This is a genomic window from Methylobacterium sp. Gmos3 (assembly GCF_056430985.1).
This window is the reverse complement of sequence record NZ_JBWJYL010000002.1, coordinates 456,074-478,261: the sequence shown is the minus strand read 5'-3', so window position 1 is coordinate 478,261 and position 22,188 is coordinate 456,074. Positions and strand designations below refer to the sequence as shown.

The window sequence follows — 22,188 nt, the reverse complement described above, 5'->3', positions numbered from 1 at the left end:
GGTCAGGCGTCGGAGAGGCTGTCGAGGAACAGCGTCACCGCCAGCAAATCGGCGGCCCCGCCGGGGCTCAGTCGAGCGTCCACGAAGGCGCGGTGAAGGGCCAGCGCCTGCTCCCGCCACGCCGGCGCGCCGACCCCGCCCGCGTCCAGGAAGGCCCGCGCCGCGCTGCGGGCGAAGTGCAAACCGTCCGGGCCACCCCTGTGCAGCAGGTTGGTGTCGTCGAGTTCGGCCATCAGGGCGAACAGGCACTGGATCCGCGCCGCCTGCCCGTCATCCGGCGCGAGGCGGCGCCCCAGGCGCAGGGCCGGAAGCCCCAACTCGCGCACCGCTGGAAAGCCGGCTGCCGCCTCCGCGCTCGCTCCCCCGACGCCATAGCGGAGCGAGGCCCGCCCGCCGTGGGTGACGGGGGAGGCGGGGCGCTTGGCGATCTCATGCCCCCACAGGGCGCCGACCTGCTCGGCCCGCGCTTCGGCCGACATGGGTGAACCGCCCGCGTATCCGGCGGCGGCGCAGATCAGCCCGAGGGAGAAGATCGTCCCGCGATGGGCGTTGATGCCACCGGTGGCGACGAGCATCGCCGCTTCGGCGGCCAAGCCGATCCGGCGCAGTTCAGAGAGCGGAGCCCCCTCGGCACCGGCCACGACGAGTTCGCTGAAGTAGGGCGCGATCGCCCCGGCGCTGCGCCGGAGGGTATCGACGTCCATGTCGCGATGGCTACCCGAATCGACCGGGCTCACGAGCCCCGGCTTCGGATAAGCCTCGAGTTCGTCGATCAGGGCGCGGTGGGCGAGGGCCGCGATGTGGGCGGCGTAGGAGGCGGGAATCGGCACGCCGCCTCATACACCGCCTGCACCCTCACGCACGAAAGCGCCCCTCTCCGCGATGACGGGGGAGGGGCGCTTCGCCTTTAGCGCGGTGGCGGCGGGGCAGAGCCTTGGCCGCTACCCTGTTGCAGCAGCGGGGTGATCCGCCGGACCGTGACGCGGCGGTTCTCGCGACTCGCCCCTTGCGTGTTCACCTTCAGGTACTGCTCGCCGTAGCCCTGGGTGGTCAGGTTCTCCGGCGGCACCTGGAACTGCTGCGTGAGCACCGTGGCCACCGATTGCGCCCGACGATCCGACAGGGACAGGTTGTCGATGTCGGACCCAACCGCGTCGGTGTAGCCCTCGATGAGGAATACCTCCTGCGGGTTGGCACGGACCGCCTTGTTGATCGCGTCGGCGATCACCGAGAGGCGGCGGCCCTGATCAGGAGTGACCGTCCACGATCCGGTGTCGAAGTTGATCGTGTCGATGTCGACCGAGCGCATCCGGGCGCGCAGATCCGGGCTGTAGCGGATCTGGTCCAGGGTGTAGCGGCGGTCCACCGCCACCACCGGCGGCGCGGTCAGGGCCTCGTAGACGAGACCCGGATCGGCCTGATCGTACTCGACCACGTAGCGCTCGCGCGGGATGCGAATGTCCGGCGGAGGCAGGACCACCACGTCGTCGTAGATCGGACGCGGCGGGCCGGCATAGCTGTTGTCGATGATGACGACCTCGCGCCCGTCCGCGAAGCGGCGGTAGCGGCGCACCAGCCGGCCATCGTCGTCGGTGATCGTGTAGATCCGGTCGCCGCCGGGGCGGTCGATGTAGCTGACGTAGTCGCTGCCTTGACGCTCGTAGCGGTAGCCGCGCGGGTCGAGCTCGCGGAAGCGCTCGTTCTCGTCGTGGCGGATCAGGTAGCCGTTGCGGTCCTGCACGATGAGGCGGCCGGGCTCGCGGTAATAGGTGCGGCCGTCCGCGCTGAACTCGCGCCGGTCGCGACGGACCTGATCGTAGTCGCGCACGTCCTCGTTTTCGCGGAAGCCGCCGGAGATGTAGCCGGGTCGGCCGGGCACGTTGAAGTCGCCGCGCGCCGGCCCCCCGGGCCCGCCACGGTCGCCCTGGAACTGGTCGTTGCGGAACTGACCTTGCCCCTGGCCGGGCGGCTGCCCGGGCGCGGGCGGCTGGCCGGGTGCCACGCCCGGCGCTCCGGGCTGGCCGGGGACCGGCTGTCCCGGCGGCTGGAACGGACGGCCGGGCACGCCGGGACGCATGTTCGGCGGCACCGGACGGTTCGGCTCGGCGCCCGGCGCGCCTTCGCGACCCGGACCGGGCTGGCCCGGCGCAGCGGGGGCGGCGTTCGCGGGCGGAGGCGGCGGGGGCGGAGTGTTGCGGTCGCCGCCAGGGCGCTGACCATCCTCCAGACGCTGCACGGGACGACCCGGCACGCCGGGCGCCGCGTTCGGCGCGGCGGGCACGGCGTTGCGTTCGGTGCCGGGGGCCGCACGGTCGGGACCGGGGCGGTTGTCGCGATCCTGCGGGCCGCGATCCGGGCGGTCGGGACCGCCCTGCGGCTGGGGCTGCTGGCGTGGGGCGTTGGCGGCCGGCGGCGCACGGTCTGGCGCCGGACGGCCGGCGGGCGGGCCGGGGCGGTCGTCGCGCGGGTCCGAACGGTCGGGCCGGGCATCCGGACGACGATCCTCGCGCTGCTGGCGCTGCTCTGGCTGCTGCTGGCGCTGGTCCGGTTGCGGCTGCCGGCGGTCTTCCCGCTGCGGCTGCTCCTGACGCGGCTCCGGGCGCTCGCGCTGAGGTTGCGGCTGAGCCTGAGGCTGGGGACGCGGCGGAGCCTGACGCTCCTCACGCGGCTCCGGGCGCTGCTGGCGCGGCTCGGGTGCCTCCGGCCGGGCGGCGGGCGGTGCGCGCTCGGGGCGCGGTTCGGGCCGCTCCCGCTGGGCCGGGGCCGGGGCACCGCGCTCGGGTCCTCCCCGCTCGGGTCCGGGGCCGGCGCGCTCGGGACCACCGCGAGGACCTCCGGGGCCGCCCGGGCCGCCATGACCGGGGCCGCCGGGGCCGCGCTCCTCCGGCCCACCCTGGGCCACGACCATGCCCTCTGGTCGCGCGGCGGCGACCTGGGCGAGGGCAAGGGCGGGCAAGACGGTGCCGGCCAGGAGGAGAAGGCGGTAACGCTGCATCGGCATCTCGTTCGGTTCGAGCGCTACCGAACTGCAGAGAGGCCGAATGGTTCCGATGTTCAGGGAGTCATGCGGGCCGGGACGGCCACCAATCCCGGTGCGATCACCCTGACGGCGACATGCTCGCCCTTGTGGGGCTCCGCCGCGTCAGCCTTCGGCGTGTCGCCCGTGGCATCGGCCGCTTTCACGCCGTCCTTTCCGTCGATCCCGGCCCGGCCGGCGGCGTCGGCGGCGAGTTCGGCCGCCGTGCGGTCGGCCCGGCCGACGAGGGTCAGGCGGACCTTCGGACGCGACAGGGCCTCGGCCTGCATCGGCGTGACGAAGATGTCGCCCTTGTGCCGCACCAACATGCTCTCGGCCTTCACCAGGGATTGAGCCCAGGTCTTGCCGTCCGGCTTGCAGGAGCAGTTCGGCACGAAGGCCTTGCGGAATTTGAAGGCGTTGGCGAGGCTCGTATAGGCGCGGCTGCCCTTCACGGTCGCCGCCTGCTTCAGGGCCTCGTCGCCGTGCGGCATCGAATAGGCCACCGCCTCGGTGCCGGGGCAGAGCGCCTGGCACATGTCGTCGGCCCCGCCGCGGCCTTCCGGCAGGTTCGGCATCGGGAAGTAGCCGCCGTCACAGGTGCGTACGCAGATCACCTGCGCGCCGCCCCTGGCATAGCTCTCGCCTGTGGACACACCCTCGCGCGCCGGACAGGTGCGGGCGACGAGGGACTGCAATTCGCGCTTGCGGGCGCCGGTATCGTCGATCACCGCGCCGCCATAGGTGGCGTTGAGCGCGCGGATGCGCTGCTCCACCGCGCCGCATTGCGGGGGCCTCGTGTCGAAGAACAGGAACTTTCCGCCCTCGCAATTGAGGGAGCGGAAATAGGTCTGCAGCCGGCCGATCTCGTCCTGAAGGGCGCGGGTGGCGCTGACACCGTTCTGCACCGAGGCGAGTTCCGCCCGGTATCGGCGGCATTCCGGCGACGGCAATTGCGGCTGCGGCGCCACGGGCTCGACCCTGGCGGAAGGGTTCGATGGCTCCGGCATCGGCGAGGGCAGGGCCATGACCGGAGCCGCGCCGAGCCCAAAGGCGAGCGCCAGCGCCGCGAGGACATGGCGGGCCCGGCTGGCAAACGGCGTCAAACGCATCCGTGTCATCGCTGAAATCGCGCTCAGAATCAGGCAGCCACCGCGGCGCGGCCGGTTCGTGTTCGCGTGGGAGACGAATACAACATTAGATCTCCTCGCAGCCCGGCGTCACCCCTCCTACATGCGTCGTCGCAATGTCACGGGGGAATTCGTAGCCCATGTTGTTTCGCAGTCTCACTCGGTTCGGTCTCGCCGCCGCTCTGGCGGTCTCGGCCGCCTCGGCGGCCCTGGCGCAGGACCCCGACCGGATCTTCGACAAGTCCACGGTGTGGCGTCCGCTCACGCCGAACGACAAGCTCGTCGTCTACGGGATCGACGACCCGGCCGTCTCGGGCGTCGCCTGCTGGTACACACAGCCCGAGAAGGGCGGGATCAAGGGCACCCTCGGCCTTGCCGAGGATGTGTCCGACATTTCCCTCGCCTGTCGCCAGACCGGCCCGGTGCAGTTCAAGCAGAACAACCTCAAGCAGGGCGAGGTGGTGTTCAGCGAGCGGCGCTCGCTGATCTTCAAGTCGATGCAGATCGTGCGGGGCTGCGATGCGGCCCGTAACACACTGATCTACATGGTCTATTCGGATAAGGTCATCCAGGGGTCGCCGAAGAACTCCACCTCGGCGGTGCCGCTGGCGCCCTGGGGCACGGAGCCGGCGGCCAAATGCTCCGACTTCGTGAAATAACGGGGCTTCCGGTCAGTCCTGGCAGGTGATGCGGATCGGGCGGTCGGCCGGCTTGGTGACGGCCGGCTGCTCGATGGCGCCGGTATACTCGTCGGCGGCGGCGGTGCCGTAGGAGCCGGCCGAGGCGAAGCCCTGGGCCTCGCACCACGCATTGGCGACGACCTGGCCGCACTGGCTGCCCGGCGAGGTCAGGCAATCGGCGACGCCATAGCCGTCGCTGGAGGGGATCAGGAAGGTCTTCTCGACATGGTTCGCCGCCACGCGGGGCGTCTCGCCGTCGCTGCCCGCGAGGGCCTGCCCCGCAAGGGAGAGTGCCGTGAGCGCGGCAATGGCAAGGGATCCGGCAGCTTTGCGTCGCATGGGGTTTCCTCTGTCACGGGAAGGGTGACGTGACGATCGCTGAGGGGACGGTCGGAGAGGAGCGTTAAGGAACCCTTACGCGCCTGCGTGGTCCGGCCGCCCGTCTCCCTTCTCGAAATCCTCACCCTTTTGCGTTAGCCCCATCGGGCGCCGAACACCGTCGCGGCGGTGCAACAGGCGTCCGGGCCGAGCGCGGCGGGATGCCACGGTTTCGCCGCGCCGCCGCCGGATGGCCGCCCAGCCCCCTCGGGGCAAAGGCGATTTGGAGATCGGCCGCGGGGCGAGGGCGGCGGGGAGGAACGGGGTTTCATGGCGCCGATGTTGCGGCTCTACAACACGCTGACCGGGCAGAAGGACGCCTTCCGCCCGATCGATCCCGGCAACGTGCGCCTCTACGCCTGCGGCCCCACCGTCTACGACGCCGCCCATATCGGAAATGCCAGGCCGATCATCGTCTTCGACCTGCTGTTCCGCCTGCTGCGCCACCTCTACGGGCCGGCGCATGTCACCTACGCCCGCAACGTCACGGACGTGGACGACAAGATCAACGCCCGCGCCGCCGAGCGCGGCATCACCATCCGCGAACTGACGGATGGCACGCTGGCGCAGTTCCACAAGGACGTGCGCGACCTCGGCATCCTGATGCCGGAGGACGTGAACCGTCCGGGCGAACCTCCGCGCTTCATCGAGCCCCGCGCCACCGATCACATTGCCGAGATGACGGCGATGATCGAGGGTCTGGTCGCGGCGGGCCACGCCTACGTGGCGGACGGGCACGTCCTGTTCGACGTGCCCTCCATGCCGGATTACGGCCGGCTCTCGAAGCGGCCGCTGGACGAGATGGAGGCCGGCGCCCGCGTCGAGGTCGCGCCTTACAAGCGCTCGCCCCTCGATTTCGTGCTGTGGAAGCCCTCGAAGCCGGGCGAACCCTCATGGCCCTCGCCCTGCGGGATCGCGGCGCCGGGGCGGCCGGGCTGGCACATCGAGTGCTCGGCCATGTCGGCCAAGCACCTCGGCCAGACCTTCGACATCCATGCCGGCGGGATCGACCTGATCTTCCCCCACCATGAGAACGAGGTGGCGCAGTCGCGCTGCTGCTTCGGCACGCCGGTCATGGCCAATGTGTGGATGCACAACGGCTTCCTGCAGGTCGAAGGGGAGAAGATGTCGAAGTCCCTCGGCAACTTCATCACCATCCGGCAGGTTCTCGACGACTGGCCCGGCGAGGTCGTGCGCCTCAACATGCTCAAGACGCATTACCGTCAGCCGATCGACTGGACCCTGCGCGGACTGGAGGAATCCAGCCGGATGCTGGACCGCTGGTACGCCACGGCCGGGGATGCCGCGCCGGCGGGCGGGATGCCGGAGAGCGTGCTCGCGCCGCTTCTCGACGATCTGAACACCCCGGCGGCCATCGCCGAGTTGCACAAGCTGACCGCACCGGACTCTCTGCGCGCGGCGGCGAACGTCCTCGGCTTCCTCGGGCAGACGCGCTCCGAGCGTGAGCAAACCCGCGTCGCGGCCTCCGGCATCGATGTTGCTGCGGTCGAAGCGCTGATCGCGGCCCGCAAGGAGGCGCGGGCGGCGAAGGACTGGGCGGCCTCCGACCGCGCCCGCGACGCCCTCGCGGCGATGGGCGTGGCGGTGAAGGACAACAAGGACGGCACCACCACCTGGACCGTCGCCGGCTGAGCGCGGATCATTCGGGAGCACGCATTTGCGCAACGTCGGTAGGGGTCGCCTTCTTCTCGCGGCGGCCATGGCGGTCTTCGCCGCCTCGCCCGGCCACGCCCTCGACGGCGGCGCCGTGGCGGGGGGCGATGCCCTCGCCCAGGCCACGGTCGGCATCGGCACGATCACCCAGCCGGAGGAGGCGTTGCGCCTGACCCGCTGCTCGGGGGTGCTCGTGGCCCCCGACCTCGTGCTCACGGCGGCCCATTGCGTGAATGGCGATCCGCTCGGCGCGCTCGTCGTGTTCTTCAAGGGCGGGAACCCGGTTCGGCCGGTCTACGCCGCTCGCGTCGCGGCTCGCTACAGCCCGGATCCCGGCGAGATGCTGCCGAACGTGGCGCCGGACATCTCCATTGCGGACCTGTCCGTCGACCTCGCGGTGCTGCGCCTCACCGAGCCGGTGCGTGGACGTCGCCCCGTGCCGCTGGCGAGCGACCCGAGCCGCGTGCCGAAGCATCTGCGATTTGCCGGCGCCGGCCTCTCGCGCACAGGCGTCGGCCGCCTGCGGACGGCGGGGCTGACTCCTGTGGCCTCGACCAGCACCGGGCTGACCATCGCCCGCGTCGATGGCGGCGGCCGGGTTTGCCTCGGTGATTCGGGCGGGCCGGTCGTCGCGACGGACCGGGGCGGTACCTACGTCTGGGGCGTGGCCAGCGCGGTGATCTCACGCTCCGCGCCTTGCGGCACCTACGTCATCGTCGCTCCGGCGGCACAGGTGTTCACGGGGTCGGACGTGCGATAGCGCCCCGCCTGAGTGTCTCCAGCATTTTCGGGGAAACTCGGCTCACACCGTGTCCCCCGTCTTTGCGAGCGGAGCGAAGCAATCCAGGGATCCGCCGCATCCGATGAGGTCCCGCAGCCCTGGATTGCTTCGCTGTCGCTCGCAAAGACGGTTGAGCGAGTGATCCCAATCAAACCGAAACCGCGCTAGCCGAGAAGCCTGAACGGCCCCTCCATCCCGCCCCGTCTTTGCTGCTCTGCGCTCGCAAAGACAGAGGTGGTCTTCGCCTCTCCGGCCGGACTCTCAGGATGAGCTGAGAGGGTGGGGCTGCCTCGCCGTGACCGGTCGCGGCTCGAGAAGGGCTGGCCGGTTGCCCCGCCGTATCGACGCTCTTGCTTCCAAAAAAGTGAGGGCGCCCCCGCGCGGAATTCCGCTCGGGAGCGCCCGTTCTTCAACTCAATCGAGCCGGTGGACTCAGAGTCCGCTGAACTTGTAGTTCAGCCCGGCGCGGATGAGGTTGCCTTCGTTGGTCACCTTCGCCTTCAGGGTCTCGTCGACCTTGATGGTCCGGCGGCCGAGATCGTAGTGCAGATATTCGACGCGGAGCGTGACGGCATTGCCCGACTTGTCGAACTGCGGCAGCGCGTACTCGACGCCACCGCCGGCGGCGTAGCCGGTTTGAGTGCCGGTCTGCCGGAAATGCTTCATCGTGCCCGTGTCGACGTTTTTGGCCTGGCCGTCCTGATACGTCGTCTCGGCCGAGGTATAGGTTCCGCGCGTCCGAATATCGGCCAAGGCCAGACCGCCGGTTCCGTAGACGAGGAAGCGATCGAACGCGTAACCGGCCCGGCCGCGGACGGTGAAGAGAGCGTCGGTGGATGATTCTCCGACGTACCGGTCGACGTCAGTGAAAGAGACGTTCGGCAGGTTCGGCGCCGCATTGGTGGACGTGTTCTGCAAGCTGCGCTTGCGATGCAGGCCGACATATTCCGCGTCGGCCTCGGTGCCGAGAACGAGACCGTTGCCCGGCGTGAGCTGATAATTGTAGCCGACTTGGCCGCCGCCGGTGAAGTTGTTGCTCTTCAGGCCGACCTTGTTGGCATTCAGCGCGGCGAACGAGGAAGCCAGGTCGGTGCTTGTGTTCGCGATGCTGTCGCGGCCGAGGGCGTAGCCAGCATTCACGCCGGCATAGAGCCCGGTCCAGTTGAAGGCCGGCACCGGGGTGAAGACCGGCGGAGCAACCGCACGGCGCGGAAGGTCGGCGGCCGATGCACTCGACGTAAGAAGTGCTGCTGCAACCAGTGATAATGGGAGCTTGTGCTTCATCGTTACCTTCTCTGTTGGCCGAACTAAGTGCCGGATGCGCCTTTATAGGGCCGTAGATCGGCAATGATGTTGCTTCGATGCAACGTACGAGGCTTTTAAACCTAAAAAATACTTAGGCAAAAGGGATGTCGATCTGTTCTTCGCGTTATAAATGATCTTATATTATGAGCAATAGTCGATTTTCCATGAACAATCACATGGGTCGATCAAATCACTACTGGCGATAACAAGCTTTCCATTTGCGGAACGAAAAACCCCGCCGGCCGAGGCCGACGGGGTCTGAAGCGTCCGGGTGGAGGGTGAGGCGAATCAGACCGCCATGCGCTCCTCGCCGTCCATGGGCTCGCGCAGCACGTAGCCGCGGCCCCAGACGGTCTCGATGTAATTTTTTCCCTGGCTCGCATTGGCCAGCTTCTTGCGCAGCTTGCAGATGAAGACGTCGATGATCTTCAACTCGGGCTCGTCCATGCCGCCGTAGAGATGGTTGAGGAACATCTCCTTGGTGAGCGTCGTGCCCTTCCGGAGGGAGAGGAGTTCCAGCATCTGGTACTCCTTGCCGGTGAGGTGGACCCGGGCGCCGCCGACCTCGACGGTCTTCTGATCGAGGTTCACGATCAGGTCGCCCGTGGTGATGACCGACTGGGCGTGGCCCTTCGACCGGCGGACGATGGCGTGGATGCGCGCCACCAGCTCATCCTTGTGGAACGGCTTGGTGAGATAGTCGTCGGCGCCGAAGCCGAGGCCCTTCACCTTGTCCTCGATCCCGGCAAGGCCGGAGAGGATCAGGATCGGCGTCTTCACCTTCGCGACGCGAAGGTTGCGGAGCACCTCGTAGCCCGACATGTCGGGCAAATTCAGATCGAGGAGGATGATGTCGTAGTCGTACAGCTTCCCGAGGTCGATTCCTTCTTCCCCAAGATCTGTCGTGTACGTGTTGAAGTTCTCGGACTTGAGCATCAACTCGATGCTTTGCGCCGTGGCGCTATCGTCCTCGATCAGAAGTACCCGCATCGTCGGTCCCCAGCCCAGCCGGCCGTATCAGTGCGCGCACACGTCCCCGTCGACAGCCTGCCACCGGCCTGTGGACAGGCGCCCCACCGCTCTTGACGTGAAACGCTATGAGTTAATCGTTAACAAAACCTGATTCCCGCCCGCAAGCTCTTACTTGCGCGATCGCCCAGCTTGACCGAAGAAATTTTCCCCGGCGTCGATGGCGGAACGCCTGAGCGCCCCTTCGATCGCGGCGTCTTTCGCCTGCGACACGTCACTAAGTGCTTCGGCCGCAACGATTCGGCACCGAGGCGTCACCCGCCTGCCACACCCCCACGGCATTACGAGGGGAAGGGGAGGAAAGCCGTCCAGGCGCCAGGCCGCTACAAGCCCGATGACCGCAGTGTTAAGGAGGCGGGTAAACGAACCGTTGAGGGCGAGGCCGTTGGCGAACGAGCCGGCAAGAACCGTTGCGAATTTGTCGTCGGCGCTCGGCGGCATTGAGCGGGTCGAAACCCTGTCGACGTATGGGCGCGTCGTCGCCATCCGCGGCCTGCTGGTCGAGGTGGCCGGGCCGGTGGCCGCGATGCGCCTCGGCGGGCGCCTCGATATCGAGGGCGCAGGCGGGCAGGGAACGATCCCCTGCGAGATCATCGGCTTCCAGGGCGACCGGGCGCTCGCCATGCCGTTCGGCTCGCTCGAAGGGGTTCGCCGGGGCTGTCCCGCCTTCGTCCGCGACGAGGCCGCCGGGGCGATCCGCCCGTCGCCCGAATGGCTCGGCCGCGTCATCGACGCCCTGGGACGACCTGTGGACGGGCTCGGACCCCTGCCGCAGGGCGGGCAGATCTACCCGCTGCGGGCGGATCCGCCGCCCGCCCATGCGCGCCAGCGGGTCGGGGCGCCCCTCGATCTCGGCATCCGCTGCATCAACACCTTCCTCACGATGTGCGCCGGGCAGCGCATGGGCATCTTCGCCGGCAGCGGCGTCGGCAAATCGGTGCTTCTCTCTATGCTCGCGCGCTACACGGCGGCGGATGTGGCGGTGATCGGCCTCGTCGGCGAGCGCGGACGCGAGGTGCAGGAGTTCCTGCAGGACGATCTCGGCGCGGCGGGCCTCGCCCGCTCCGTCGTGGTGGTCGCGACCTCCGACGAGCCGGCGCTGATGCGGCGCAACGCGGCCTATGTAACATTGTCGGTCGCCGAGCATTTTCGCGACCAGGGCGCGCGCGTGCTGTGCATGATCGACTCGATCACCCGCTTCGCCATGGCCCAGCGCGACATCGGCCTCGCGGCGGGTGAGCCGCCGACGGCGAAGGGCTACACGCCGACCGTCTTCTCCGAACTCCCGCGCCTGCTCGAACGCGCCGGTCCGGGCGTCGGGGCCGGCACGATCTCCGCTCTCTTTACGGTGCTGGTCGAGGGCGACGATCACAACGAGCCGGTGGCGGATGCCGTGCGCGGCATCCTCGACGGGCACATCGTGATGGAGCGCTCCATCGCGGAGCGGGGCCGCTACCCGGCGATCAACGTTCTGCGGTCGGTGTCGCGGACCATGCCGCGCTCCTGCGATCCGGCCTATCTCCCGGTCGTGCGGCGGGCGCGGCGGGTCCTCTCCACCTATGCGGACATGGAGGAACTGATCCGGCTCGGCGCCTACCGCGCCGGCTCTTCCCAGGAAGTGGACGAAGCAGTCGCGCTCATTCCAGATCTTGAGGCTTTTCTGGGGCAGAGTAAGGAAGAAGCAACGTCCATCAGCGATGGTTACGCACGGCTCGCCCAGATCGTCGGGGGAGCCTGAGACTAGTCGCGCATCGGGCGGCAATGGCCGGCGCGCACCGCGTGGAGTGAGCGTTCTTCCATGAAATCGCGTGACACGCTGATCCGCCTGCGCCGCTTCCAGGTCGATGAGAAGCGTCGCCGTGTGACCCAGATTGAGATGATGATGGCGGACTTCAACCGCATGGCGACCGAGCTTGATCGGGAAGTCGCCATGGAGGAGTCCCGCGCCGGCATCACCGACGTCGGTCACTTTGCGTACCCGACCTATGCCCGCGCGGCGGCGACCCGGCGGGACAACATGCGCCAATCGGCCCAGGCCCTCGAAGGCCAGCTGGCCGAAGCGAAGGCCGAGCTGGGCGAGGCCTTCGAGGAATTGAAGAAGGTCGAGATCCTCGACGATCGCGAACGGTCCGCCGAACGCGCCGCCGAGAACGCCCGGGACCAGGCCGCCATGGACGGAATCGGCCTCAACCGCGCCCGCGCCTGAGCCTGCACGAAACCGTCACGATCGGATGACATGTGAGCGCGCCGGCAGCCGGATACTCCGGGTTGCGGCGCGCCGGATAGTGGCGCATCAGGGGCCATTCCCGAGGCGTCATCATCCATGAAGAAGCTCAGCGAGTTCATCTGGCCGCTCATCGGCCTCGCGGCCGTCGTGATCTCGGGCTATTTCCTGTATCAGGAGCTCAAGACCACTTCGATTTCGGCCATCGGTGACGCAATCCTCGCGATTCCGACGCACCGGATCATGCTCGCCGGGCTCTCGACCCTCGTCGCCTACGCCGCTTTGGCCTGGTACGACCGGATCGCGCTGCTGCATCTCGGGGTGCGCCACATCTCGTGGCTGTTCGTCTCGCTCTGCTCGTTCACGACCTACGCGCTCTCGCACAATATCGGCGCCTCGGTCTTCTCCGGCGCCCTCGTGCGCTACCGGGCCTACACGGCCAAGGGCCTGACGGCGGCGCAGGTGGCGGTGCTGGTCGCGCTGTGCTCCTTCACCTTCTTCCTCGGCACGATCTTCCTCGGCGGCCTGACGCTGGTCATCGATCCCGAATTGCTGGCACGCCTCGAAGGGAGGCTGCCGGGCTTCCTCACCGATCCGAAGACCGCCTACATCGTCGGCGCCTGTATGCTCGGCTTCGTGGCGCTCTACGCGGCGGGCTCGGTCCTGCGGCTTCGGCCGCTGCACATCCGCTCGTTCAAGCTCGAATATCCGCGCCCCGGCATCATGGGGCGGCAGCTCATGGCGGCGCCCCTCGAACTGCTCGGCGCGGCGGGCATCATCTACTTCGCCCTGCCGGATGCCATGAACCCCGGCTTCATCCCGGTGCTCGCGATCTTCCTCGCCTCGTTCTCCGTGGCGCTCGCCTCGCACGCCCCCGGCGGCCTCGGCGTGTTCGAGATCGTGTTCATCACCGCCATGCATATCACCGACGCCGCCCAGAAGGACGCGGTGATCGCGGCGGTGATCGTGTTCCGCATCTTCTACTTCTGGATCCCGGCGCTGATCTCGATCGTCGTGGTGGTGGCCTTCGAACGGTCGCGCCTCGCCGCCGCCATCGGCACCGCCGCCCACCCGCAGGCGCCGAAGCCCGTGCCGGAGGCGCCGGTCTCGGTGCCCGGCCTCGACGCCCATAACCTGGAGCGGGACCTGAAGCGCAAGGCCGTCTGAGCGACCGCTCAGGCCACGTCCCTCAGCCGGGGGGCCGGGTCGACCGCCCCGGCCGAGACGCCGCCGCCCGACCGCTTGATCCGGTAGGACGCCTCGTCGGCGCGCCGAAGCAGGTCTTCCAGCCGGGCGTGGCCGGCCTCGGCCAGGGCGAAGCCGAGGCTCACGCCGACGCTGAGGCTGCGGTTGTCGATCCGCATCGGCTCCCGGACCTGCCGGTGAATCCGCTGCGCCAGATCCTCGGCGTCCTCCGGCTGCCTGACATGCCGTTGCAGCACGACGAACTCGTCGCCCCCCATGCGCGCCACCGTCGCGCCCGCCGGCACCGAACCAGCGAGGCGCCGCGCCACCTCGGCCAGCACGGCATCCCCCGCCGCATGGCCGAACCGGTCGTTGATGCCCTTGAACCCGTCGAGGTCCAGGCAATGGACCGCCACGGACGTGCCGGGCGCCATGACTAGCCGCTCGAACGCCCGCCGCAGCCCGAGCCGATTCTCCAGGCCCGTCAACGGGTCGTTGCGCGCGAGCCGCGCCATCTCGATCCGCATGGCGACGTGCCGCACGGCGGTGCTGTGGGAATGGCGCACGCTCTCGAACGAGCCGATCAGGAACACCGCGAAGGTCAGGGCGATCACCTGATGGGGGGTATCCGCCCACATCGCCACCGAGACGATGGCCGGAACGCCCGCCACGAGCATCGACGCGATCGCGATCCTCGGACGGATCGCGACCCGCGAGACGACGCCCGATCCGTAGCCGAACAGCATCCCGGTCGCGAGCAACTGGAGCAGGACGTCGGGCTGCCGGAACACGCCGTAGGCCACGGCGCCCACGGACGAGCCCATACCCAACGTGACCACCACATGCGCCGCCTCGAAGAGGGTGGTCATCCGCGCATCGGCGCCGCCCGCCCGCGCGGCGCGAAGCTGCGCCGCCATCAGGAGCAGCTTGCCGATGCACGCCAACCCGCCCCACACCGCCGCGGCGAGCAGCAGCCCGAATCCGGTCTCGGCATGGATGAACAGGCTGACCCCGACGATGGTCACGCCCATGATGGTGGTCGGGACCACGGAATGCGCGAGGTCCGCCACGAGGAGCGCACGGATTTCTGGCGTTTCGCGAAAGGAGTCCTGACGGGTGGTCTCCACGGAAGGACCTTTTGACTGCCCACGCATTTCAATGCTGCGAAGAGGCCATTCTCCGCCCTAAGCGTTGATTTCTCAGGCACGGAGACAGTTAAATTGAGCTGCTTCTTCGCGATGCGGGTCTCGATCTGACTATATACAGTCCAGTTCGCCCGCGACGTCGTGGCGCGGAATGGTCCTCAGAGTCTGGCCGGAAAGGTCGCGTCCGCCTCCGTCATTGCTTCGCTCACGCTCGCAAAGACGGTGAGGTGTGAGGCGCCGTCGCGACGTTTTCGGTCGGGCTCTCAGGACCGGCCCGAGAGGTCACGCGCCATGACGCGATGAGGCGGAAGGGTCTTCCCGAACCATCCGGTCATGCACTCAGATCGAGCCGACCGTCCGCAGGCGGGCGCGGGGATGGATCTCCGCCTGGCTCATCACGGGCGTTTCCCGGCGGAACCGTTCGATGATCGAGCGCACGAAGGGCCGGGACTGGGCCGAGGTCACGAGGACCGGCATCTCGCCCATCCGTGCGGCCGTCTCGAACCGGTCTCGCACGGCGTTCACGAACTCGGAGAGCTTCGAGGGTTGCATCGCGAGGTAGCGTTCCTCGCGCTCGCCGACGATGGACTCCGCGAAGGCCTGCTCCCAGGCGGGCGACAGGGTCACGATGGGCAGGGCCCCGTCCGGCCCCTGATACTGGGCGCAGATCTGCCGGCCGAGACGGGCGCGGACATGCTCCACCACGTCGCGCGGGTTCTTCACGGCGCCCGCGACCTCCGCGATACCCTCCACGATGGTGCCGAGATCGCGGATCGAGACCCGCTCGGTCAGGAGGAATTGCAGCACGCGCTGGATGCCGGTGGTGGAGATCTGCGACGGGCAGACCTCCTTCAGCAGATCGCCATGCTCCTTGGGCAATTCGCGCATCAGCTTCTGGACCTCGACATGGTTCAGAAGCTCGGAGACATGCGCCTTGATGACCTCGGTGAGGTGCGTCGAGACGACGGTGGCCGCGTCGACCACCGTGTAGCCCTTGAGCTGGGCATCGTCGCGCAGGGAGGCGTCGATCCAGGTCGCGGGGAGGCCGAAGGTCGGCTCCAGCATGTGCTGGCCGGGCAACTGCACCTGCCCGCCCATCGGGTCCATCGCCATGTACTGGCCGGGGAAGATCTTGCCCGTGCCGGCCTCGATCTCCTTCACCCGCACGACATAGGCGTTGGCCTCGAGCTGCACGTTGTCGAGGATGCGCACCGAGGGCATCACGAAGCCGAGCTCGGCCGCCAATTGGCGGCGCAGGGCCTTGATCTGGTCGGTGAGCCGGTCCTGTCCCTCGCCGTTCACCAGGGGCAGCAGGGCGTAGCCCATTTCGAGCTTCAGATCGTCGAGCTTCAGCAGGTCTGTGACCGTCTCCTCCTTCGCGGCGGCGCCGCCGGGCGCGGCCTCCACCGGCTTGCCCTCCGCATCGACGGCGGGCGCCTCCTTGGCCGTCTTGTTCAGCCTCCAGGCGGCGTAGCCCGCTCCGCCGCCGAGCAGGAGGAACGGCAGGATCGGCATGCCCGGCAAAAGCCCGATCAGCAGCATCACGGCTGCCGACATGCCGAGCGCCTTCGGGTACATGGCGAGCTGCTTGCCGAGCGCCTTGTCGGCGGCGCCGCGCACGCCCGCCTTCGAGACGAGGATGCCCGCCGCCGTCGAGACGATGAGCGCCGGCACTTGGCTCGCGAGCCCGTCGCCGATGGTGAGCAGGGTGTAGCTCTTGGCGGCGTCGCCGAAGCTCAGGCTCTGCTGCGCGACGCCGATGATGATGCCGCCGATGACGTTGATGAAGGTGATGAGCAGCGCCGCCACCGCGTCGCCGCGCACGAATTTCGAGGCACCGTCCATGGCGCCGAAGAAGGCCGATTCCTCCTCGAGCGCGGCGCGCCGGGCCTTGGCGGCCTTCTCGTCGATGAGCCCCGCCGAGAGATCGGCGTCGATGGCCATCTGCTTACCGGGCATCGCATCGAGGGTGAAGCGCGCCGCGACCTCGGCGATGCGCCCCGAGCCCTTCGTGATGACGACGAAGTTCACGATGATCAGGATCGCGAAGACGATGATCCCGATCAGGAAGTTGCCGCCCATCACGAACTGGCCGAAGGCCTCGATGACGTGGCCGGCGGCGGCGGTACCCTCGTGCCCATGCCCGAGGATCAGCCGCGTCGAGGCGAGGTTCAAGGCGAGCCGCAGCATCGTCGCGATGAGCAGCAGGGTGGGGAAGACGGTGAATTCCAGCGGGTTGTCGATCGACAGTCCCACCATCATGATCAGGACCGACATGATGATCGACACCGCGAGCAGCAGGTCGAGCAGCACCGACGGCAGCGGGAAGATGAGCACCGCGAGGATGCCGAGCACGCCCGTCGCGAGGAGCAGGTCCGACCGCTTCGACAGCGCGTGCAGGTCGCCCCGGCTCGGCAGGCCGATCTGGCCGAGCATCGCCGCCGCGCCGCCGATCCGCCCGCCCGTCGGCGTGGCCGCCTCGCTCATTCCGCTCCCCCACCGGGCCACGCCCGCATCACCCGGCAAGATTTGCCGGGCGGATGGTTAGCGGCCCGTTAACCGGAACCCCGCGCCGCTCCGGCGCTTGATCGGGCAAGACCGGAAGGAGGCACCATGCCGGACCGCGCCGTCACCGCCCTGTTCGAACGTTACGCGGATGCGCAGGCCGCGATCGAGCGCCTGGAAGCCCTCGGCATCCCCCATGCCGACATCGCCATCGTCGGCAGCCGGTCGCCCGATGCACCGAACATCTCCGCGCCCGGCACCGCCCCCGTGGCGGGCGAGACGGAGGCCGATGCCGCCGCCGGAGCGACGGGCGCCGGGACCGCCGGGACCGGGGCGACGGTCGGTGGGATCATCGGCGGCGGCGCCGGCCTGCTCGCCGGGCTCGGGATGCTCGCCGTGCCGGGCATCGGGCCGGTCGTGGCGGCGGGCTGGCTCGTCACGGCCTTGACCGGTGCGGGAATCGGGGCGGCCGCGGGCGGACTTGTCGGCGGCCTCACCGGCGCCGGCATGAACGAGACCGAGGCGAAAGCCTATGCGGAAGGCGTGCGCCGGGGCGGCACCCTGGTGACGGCCCGCTGCGACGAGGGCAGGGCGGATCAGGTGATCGCCGCCTTCAAGGAGGCCGGGTCCATCGATCTCGACGGGCGGGCCGATGGCTGGCGTGCCGAGGGCTGGACCGGTGGCACCGCCGGGGACGACGCCGGCAACGCGCCGCATCAGGTCTTCGGCGGCAACCGCCCCTGAACGAGGGCGCTATTGCAGGAGGGCGTGGCGCTCGGACAGGATCCAGACGATTTTGCAGTTCTGCCCCGGCAGGCTGTCCGAGTGTAGGGACACTTCCGTGCCCTCGAGCGCGGTCATCGAGGCCGACAGGCTCAGATCCTTCGTGACGGTCATTACCTGCTCGCACACGACGATCCGCGCCCGGATCGGCGCGGGATGGCCGGACAGATACATCACCGTTATGACGAGCGACCCGAACGTCTTGGTGGTTCGGAACCGGATCGCGTGGTTGCCGGCGGCGACGATGCTGAACCCGTCGCCGTCACGGAAGGCGTGCCATTGCGCCCCCTCCTCGCCATCGATGGACAGGATCTCGAACCCCATCGCCGTCGCCGCATCCGCGACCTGGGCAGGCAGGGCCTCCAGGGGCGAGACCGCCGAGTCCGAGAGGGCATAGGGAGAGCCGGCGGCGAGCGCATGGCTGCTATGGATGCTGTAGTAGCGCCAGCAATTCAGGAAGCGGATGTCCGTCGTCATGTGCAGGCCTCGGATCGGCCCCGAAGCCGAGGTGAGCATCACGCGCGCCAGGGCATCCCGTCCCTCCACCACCCCATTCTTGGTGACGAAGTTCTGCGTCTCCGGCAGCAGCTTCACCCGTCCGTTCGCAGCCCACAGGTGCAGGAAGGTCGTGTCCAGGCCGTAGGTTACCCGGAAGTCGGTCCCGATGCGGCCGACGCAATCGTGGACATGGGCCGCGAAATCCTTCCAGGCGCGCGCGGTGCCGACGATGAGCCCCGCCTGGAGCGCGCCGCCATGGAGACGCACGACGTCGTCGCGCACCATCTGGCGATGAGCCTGCTGGTTCGGGCCGATCAGGGGATCGGAGACGAAGTCGCATAGGAAGGCATCCCTGCAGACGAAGATGTCGTCGCCCTCGACCAGCGAGAACAGATCGAAGGTCCCGCTCGGGAACCAGATGTCGGCGTCGTAGAGGGCGATTTTCTTCAACGCGAAGTTGATTTCGCAGATTCGCGCGAGCTCGATGTAGCGCCCAACGGGCAGGGATTCTTCCTCGGCCACCACCACGTTGATGCCCTGGCCGCGCAGGATATCGATCTTGCGCTGGGACATCCCGAAGCTGATGACCGCGATGTGGCCCCCGTAATCGCTCTGCCGCAGGGAGAGGATGAAGGGGACCAGCATCTCGTACCACGCCCTGTCGTTGTCGTTCATCGCGACACAGACAGCGAGTTCTTCGGCCTTCATCTCGATCCACCCGCCGGGCGCGCCGCTAAGTTGTATGTATGTAATTACAACAACTTCTATTGTATTGGCGTGCGCAGCGTAGTGTAATCCGTGCCTATCTCCCCATCAAGCTTCGGAACGGGTCGTTCAATCCATTGCCTTGCGCAGGAACAGGGCAACCGCGAATGCGACCGCCGAGCCCGCCGCGATGAGGCTGATCATCAGAATGCGCCGGGGCTGGGTCGCGGATTCCGCCCTGACCGGCTGGACGATGGGGCTGAAGAACTCGATCTGCCGCGCGGCCACGATGCGGGCACGCTCGTGGGCGGCGAGGACCTGCTCATAGTATTTCGTCGCGTTCTTACGCTCGTTTTCGAGCGCCTCGAACCGGGTCAACGCCTCGGACAGAACGCGCTTCTGCTCGGGGTCCTGCGTGGCCGAGGCCTTCTCGATCCGCGCGATGTTGTCGTCGATGTCACGGATCTGCTGCTTGAGATCCATGATGCGGCGGGATTCCGGCCCGAGGTCGCGCTGACCGACGGAGAGCTGGATCGCGAGGTTGATGCGATTGGCCCGCAATTCCGAAATGACCTTGAGGTTCGCCTCGTTGCTCTTCTGCGCGTCGAGCACGCCTTCGCGATTGCGCAGGTCCCGGACGGCGAGACTGACCTTCCGCAGGCGATCATCGGCGAGCTTCAGCTCGCGATTGCTCTCGGCCAAGGCGTCGTTCCGCGCGTTCGCGCTGAGCTCGTTGACCATCCTCTCCGCCTCCTTGAGGACGGCCTTGGAGATGGCCAGCGATTCGTCGGGATCGAAGGCCTCGACCCAAAGGCTCATGATGCCGGAGGAGGATTCGACATCCACCTCGACGCGCTGCTTCCAATATTTCAGGAACTTCTCGATCGGCTTGTCGGGATCGATGCGCGAAAGGAAGTCGATGCTGTCGCGGCCGAACCATTCTCGGATCGGAAGCTGCTTCTCGATGGTCTCCACCATCGGCCGGCTGACGATGTAGCTGTGGGTGATCAGCGTATCCTGGGCGACCATCTGCGCCGGCACGCCCGAATTGGTGCCGACAGAGTCCGGATTCGCCTTCTCCGCGCCGCCGATGGCCGGGCGAAGGGCGAAGCGCGCCTCGGTCACGTAGCGGTCGGACGCGATCAGGCCGTAATAGATGGCGCCCGCCAGCGCCGGCAGGACGAAGCAGACCACGAACAGGACCGGGACCCACGGGTCGCTCTTGACGTGGCTCTGGTACGACCGGATGCCCTTGCGGCGGTCGGCGAAGCGCGACATCCGCGCGAATTGCCGGAGCGATTCCGCGATCTGCTGCTGCCGGTCGGCCGGCGTGAGCGGCCTGCCCTCGGGCTTGCCGATCTCCATGTTCATCGAGCGATTCCCGATCTGTCCGAGCGTCCGGCGCTGCCATGACGGCTGGCCGTCATGGCTAGCGCGGATCCGCCATGCCAGCGCCAGACGGCAAAACCATGTCGGCGCAGCCCGCCCGCATCAGGCGTTGAGGCGGTGATACACCTCGATGGCGTCGTTCACGTCCTCGTACACGATGGCGCGGCCGTTGAGCAGCACGATGCCCTGCGTGCACCACGCCCGGATGACCTCCATCGAGTGGGAGATCATGATGACGTCGGCATGCTTGCGCCGCTGCGAGAACACCTCCTCGCAGCGCCGGGCGAAGCGGCCGTCGCCGACCGAGGTGACTTCGTCGATGAGGTAGCAGTCGAACGGGATCGCCATGCTCATCCCGAAGGCGAGCCGGGCGCCCATGCCGGAGGAGTAGGTCCGGATCGGCACGTCGAGATAGCTGCCGAGTTCGGAGAAATCCTCCACGAAGTCGAGCACGCGTTTGGGATCCTCGCCGTAGATGCGGGCGATGAATTTGACGTTGTCGCGCCCGGTCATCTGCGGGTGGAAGCCGCCGCCGAAGCCGAGCGGCCAGGACACGCGCAGGCCGCGCTTCACGAGGCCGCGGGTCGGCTCCTCCGTGCCCGCGATGAGGCGCATCGTGGTCGACTTGCCGGCACCGTTGATGCCGAGGATTCCGTAGGAGATGCCCGGCTTCAGGGTGAAGGAGGCCTGCTCCAGGATGGTGCGCCGATGGCCGTCCGTCTTGTAGATCTTCGTGACGTTCTCGAAGCGGATCAACGAGAGGGCCTCCGTGCGAAGGCCGACCCCTGCCGCAGGAAAGAGGCGAATCTGAGGATCCCGCTACGCCTCAGAGATGGCCCTGGGCGATGAGGCTCGCCTGGAAATCGCCCTGGTAGGTGTGCTGGCCGAGATGGTCGAGCTTCGAATGCAGGTCGGCGTAGACCTTGCCGCCCATGTCGCGCCAGCGGCGGCAGAAGGCGTAATCCTCCGACAGGTAGCGTCCCGAATCGGGGTCGACCATGCAATCGAAGAACAGCCAGTAGAGATGGGCGAGCGGATCCTTGTGCCGCCCGTCCGGGACGTATTGCAGTTCCGGGTAATGCCGCATCATCTTCAGGAAGACGTCGCGCTTCACCGCCATGAAGCCGGTCGTGGCCTCCGCGACCTCGATGAAGCCGTCGTCGTCGGTATACGGCTTCAACGGCTCTCTGCCCTGCCCGACGGGATTGAAGGCGTAGGCGGTGTAGCGCCGCTGGTATTCCGGGTAGGTCATGCCCGCCGGCAGTCCCTCCTCCGGCCAATAATTGATCTTCAGCGGATAGACGCCTGAGCAGATGTCGCGATCCGCCAAAAGGATGCGGTAGACGGCCTGCGGCGTGAAGGCGATGTCCGAGTCGATCCAGAACAGGTGTGTCAGGGATTCGTCCGCTAGGAAATCTCGGACCATGCGGTTTCGGGCGCGGGTGATCAGGCTCTCGCTGCGCATGGCCAGCCGGGTCGTCATACCCTTGGCCGAACACGAATAGGCGAGGGTGAAAATGCTGGTCACGAAGTTCATCGACACCGCCGAGATGTAACAGGGCGTCGCGAACATCACTTTCATGGAGCGCAGCGCCGATTCCGGCAGCAACATGGACGGGTCTCCGTTAGGCGGTGCGTTTGAAATGGGACAGAGCCCAACGCTCTACCGTCTCGCGGCGACGATCAAAAGTCCTTTCGACGAAATGCGGCGAAATACAATTCTGAATACTTGAGAAATGTCGATGCAACCGGCAATTGTGT

Annotated in this window: 19 protein-coding genes; 7 read left to right on the top strand and 12 right to left on the bottom strand. The window is 67.9% G+C overall.

All coding sequences use genetic code 11. The features are described 5' to 3' along the window. Positions 1-2 precede the first annotated feature (2 nt). The 3 genes from mdcB to ACS5Q7_RS05810 all read right to left on the bottom strand — a co-directional run bounded on the left by mdcB (position 3) and on the right by ACS5Q7_RS05810 (position 4,137). Positions 3-830 carry a triphosphoribosyl-dephospho-CoA synthase MdcB gene (mdcB, locus tag ACS5Q7_RS05820; protein ID WP_478338464.1) on the bottom strand — a complete coding sequence of 276 codons (828 nt, stop codon included), beginning with the start codon at positions 828-830 and terminating at the stop codon, positions 3-5. Positions 831-907: 77 nt separating this feature from the next. Continuing rightward, positions 908-2,995 carry an OmpA family protein gene (locus ACS5Q7_RS05815; protein ID WP_478338463.1) on the bottom strand — a complete coding sequence of 696 codons (2,088 nt, stop codon included), beginning with the start codon at positions 2,993-2,995 and terminating at the stop codon, positions 908-910. Positions 2,996-3,054: 59 nt separating this feature from the next. After that, entirely contained in the window at positions 3,055-4,137 is a 1,083-nt protein-coding gene (locus tag ACS5Q7_RS05810; RefSeq protein ID WP_478338462.1) for a DUF2865 domain-containing protein, read from the bottom strand. Positions 4,138-4,286: 149 nt separating this feature from the next. Here ACS5Q7_RS05810 and ACS5Q7_RS05805 point away from each other — a divergent pair, with 149 nt between their 5' ends. Further along, the gene (locus tag ACS5Q7_RS05805; RefSeq protein ID WP_478338461.1) at positions 4,287-4,805 is read left to right on the top strand and encodes a CreA family protein; all 519 of its coding nucleotides are present in this window, start codon (positions 4,287-4,289) and stop codon (positions 4,803-4,805) included. A gap of 12 nt (positions 4,806-4,817) precedes the next feature. Here the strand turns inward: ACS5Q7_RS05805 and ACS5Q7_RS05800 are convergent, their stop codons facing one another. Next, a complete protein-coding gene (locus ACS5Q7_RS05800) occupies positions 4,818-5,165 on the bottom strand; it encodes a hypothetical protein (protein ID WP_478338460.1) in 348 nt (115 codons plus the stop codon). A gap of 309 nt (positions 5,166-5,474) precedes the next feature. On the opposite strand from ACS5Q7_RS05800, the gene cysS reads away from it, so the two are divergent. Both cysS and ACS5Q7_RS05790 read left to right on the top strand, forming a co-directional pair. Next, positions 5,475-6,857: a cysteine--tRNA ligase gene (cysS, locus tag ACS5Q7_RS05795; protein ID WP_478338459.1), complete on the top strand. Its 1,383-nt coding sequence runs from the start codon at positions 5,475-5,477 to the stop codon at positions 6,855-6,857. A 25-nt stretch (positions 6,858-6,882) separates the two neighbouring features. Next, positions 6,883-7,638 carry a trypsin-like serine protease gene (locus ACS5Q7_RS05790; protein WP_478338458.1) on the top strand — a complete coding sequence of 252 codons (756 nt, stop codon included), beginning with the start codon at positions 6,883-6,885 and terminating at the stop codon, positions 7,636-7,638. A gap of 453 nt (positions 7,639-8,091) precedes the next feature. On the opposite strand, the gene ACS5Q7_RS05785 is transcribed toward ACS5Q7_RS05790, so the two are convergent. Both ACS5Q7_RS05785 and ctrA read right to left on the bottom strand, forming a co-directional pair. Continuing rightward, on the bottom strand, positions 8,092-8,943 hold the full coding sequence (locus tag ACS5Q7_RS05785) for an outer membrane protein (RefSeq protein WP_478338457.1): 852 nt from the start codon (positions 8,941-8,943) through the stop codon (positions 8,092-8,094). Between the two features lie 309 nt (positions 8,944-9,252). Next, positions 9,253-9,954 (bottom strand): response regulator transcription factor CtrA, encoded by a 702-nt coding sequence (gene ctrA / locus ACS5Q7_RS05780; protein WP_238250123.1) that lies wholly within the window; start codon positions 9,952-9,954, stop codon positions 9,253-9,255. A 424-nt stretch (positions 9,955-10,378) separates the two neighbouring features. On the opposite strand from ctrA, the gene fliI reads away from it, so the two are divergent. From fliI to ACS5Q7_RS05765, 3 genes are all read left to right on the top strand, one after another. Further along, positions 10,379-11,731 carry a flagellar protein export ATPase FliI gene (gene fliI, locus ACS5Q7_RS05775; protein WP_478338456.1) on the top strand — a complete coding sequence of 451 codons (1,353 nt, stop codon included), beginning with the start codon at positions 10,379-10,381 and terminating at the stop codon, positions 11,729-11,731. Between the two features lie 60 nt (positions 11,732-11,791). Further along, positions 11,792-12,199, top strand: a complete 408-nt coding sequence (gene fliJ / locus ACS5Q7_RS05770) for a flagellar export protein FliJ (protein WP_243954966.1) — start codon at positions 11,792-11,794, stop codon at positions 12,197-12,199. Between the two features lie 117 nt (positions 12,200-12,316). Continuing rightward, a complete protein-coding gene (locus ACS5Q7_RS05765; RefSeq protein WP_478338455.1) occupies positions 12,317-13,384 on the top strand; it encodes a lysylphosphatidylglycerol synthase domain-containing protein in 1,068 nt (355 codons plus the stop codon). Between the two features lie 8 nt (positions 13,385-13,392). On the opposite strand, the gene ACS5Q7_RS05760 is transcribed toward ACS5Q7_RS05765, so the two are convergent. Both ACS5Q7_RS05760 and flhA read right to left on the bottom strand, forming a co-directional pair. Continuing rightward, the gene (locus ACS5Q7_RS05760; protein ID WP_478338454.1) at positions 13,393-14,529 is read right to left on the bottom strand and encodes a diguanylate cyclase domain-containing protein; all 1,137 of its coding nucleotides are present in this window, start codon (positions 14,527-14,529) and stop codon (positions 13,393-13,395) included. Between the two features lie 357 nt (positions 14,530-14,886). Further along, the gene (gene flhA / locus ACS5Q7_RS05755; RefSeq protein WP_478338453.1) at positions 14,887-17,034 is read right to left on the bottom strand and encodes a flagellar biosynthesis protein FlhA; all 2,148 of its coding nucleotides are present in this window, start codon (positions 17,032-17,034) and stop codon (positions 14,887-14,889) included. 126 nt (positions 17,035-17,160) lie between these two features. Here flhA and ACS5Q7_RS05750 point away from each other — a divergent pair, with 126 nt between their 5' ends. After that, positions 17,161-17,796: a hypothetical protein gene (locus ACS5Q7_RS05750; RefSeq protein WP_478338452.1), complete on the top strand. Its 636-nt coding sequence runs from the start codon at positions 17,161-17,163 to the stop codon at positions 17,794-17,796. Between the two features lie 9 nt (positions 17,797-17,805). Here ACS5Q7_RS05750 and ACS5Q7_RS05745 read toward each other — a convergent pair whose 3' ends face one another. The 4 genes from ACS5Q7_RS05745 to ACS5Q7_RS05730 all read right to left on the bottom strand — a co-directional run bounded on the left by ACS5Q7_RS05745 (position 17,806) and on the right by ACS5Q7_RS05730 (position 22,039). After that, positions 17,806-19,041, bottom strand: coding sequence for a hypothetical protein (locus tag ACS5Q7_RS05745; RefSeq protein WP_478338451.1), 1,236 nt, complete (start codon positions 19,039-19,041; stop codon positions 17,806-17,808). A gap of 126 nt (positions 19,042-19,167) precedes the next feature. Next, positions 19,168-20,409 carry a KpsE/RkpR family capsule polysaccharide export protein gene (locus ACS5Q7_RS05740; protein ID WP_478338450.1) on the bottom strand — a complete coding sequence of 414 codons (1,242 nt, stop codon included), beginning with the start codon at positions 20,407-20,409 and terminating at the stop codon, positions 19,168-19,170. A gap of 120 nt (positions 20,410-20,529) precedes the next feature. Further along, the gene (locus ACS5Q7_RS05735; RefSeq protein WP_478338449.1) at positions 20,530-21,183 is read right to left on the bottom strand and encodes an ABC transporter ATP-binding protein; all 654 of its coding nucleotides are present in this window, start codon (positions 21,181-21,183) and stop codon (positions 20,530-20,532) included. A 70-nt stretch (positions 21,184-21,253) separates the two neighbouring features. Continuing rightward, positions 21,254-22,039, bottom strand: a complete 786-nt coding sequence (locus ACS5Q7_RS05730; protein ID WP_478338448.1) for a hypothetical protein — start codon at positions 22,037-22,039, stop codon at positions 21,254-21,256. Positions 22,040-22,188 lie beyond the last annotated feature (149 nt).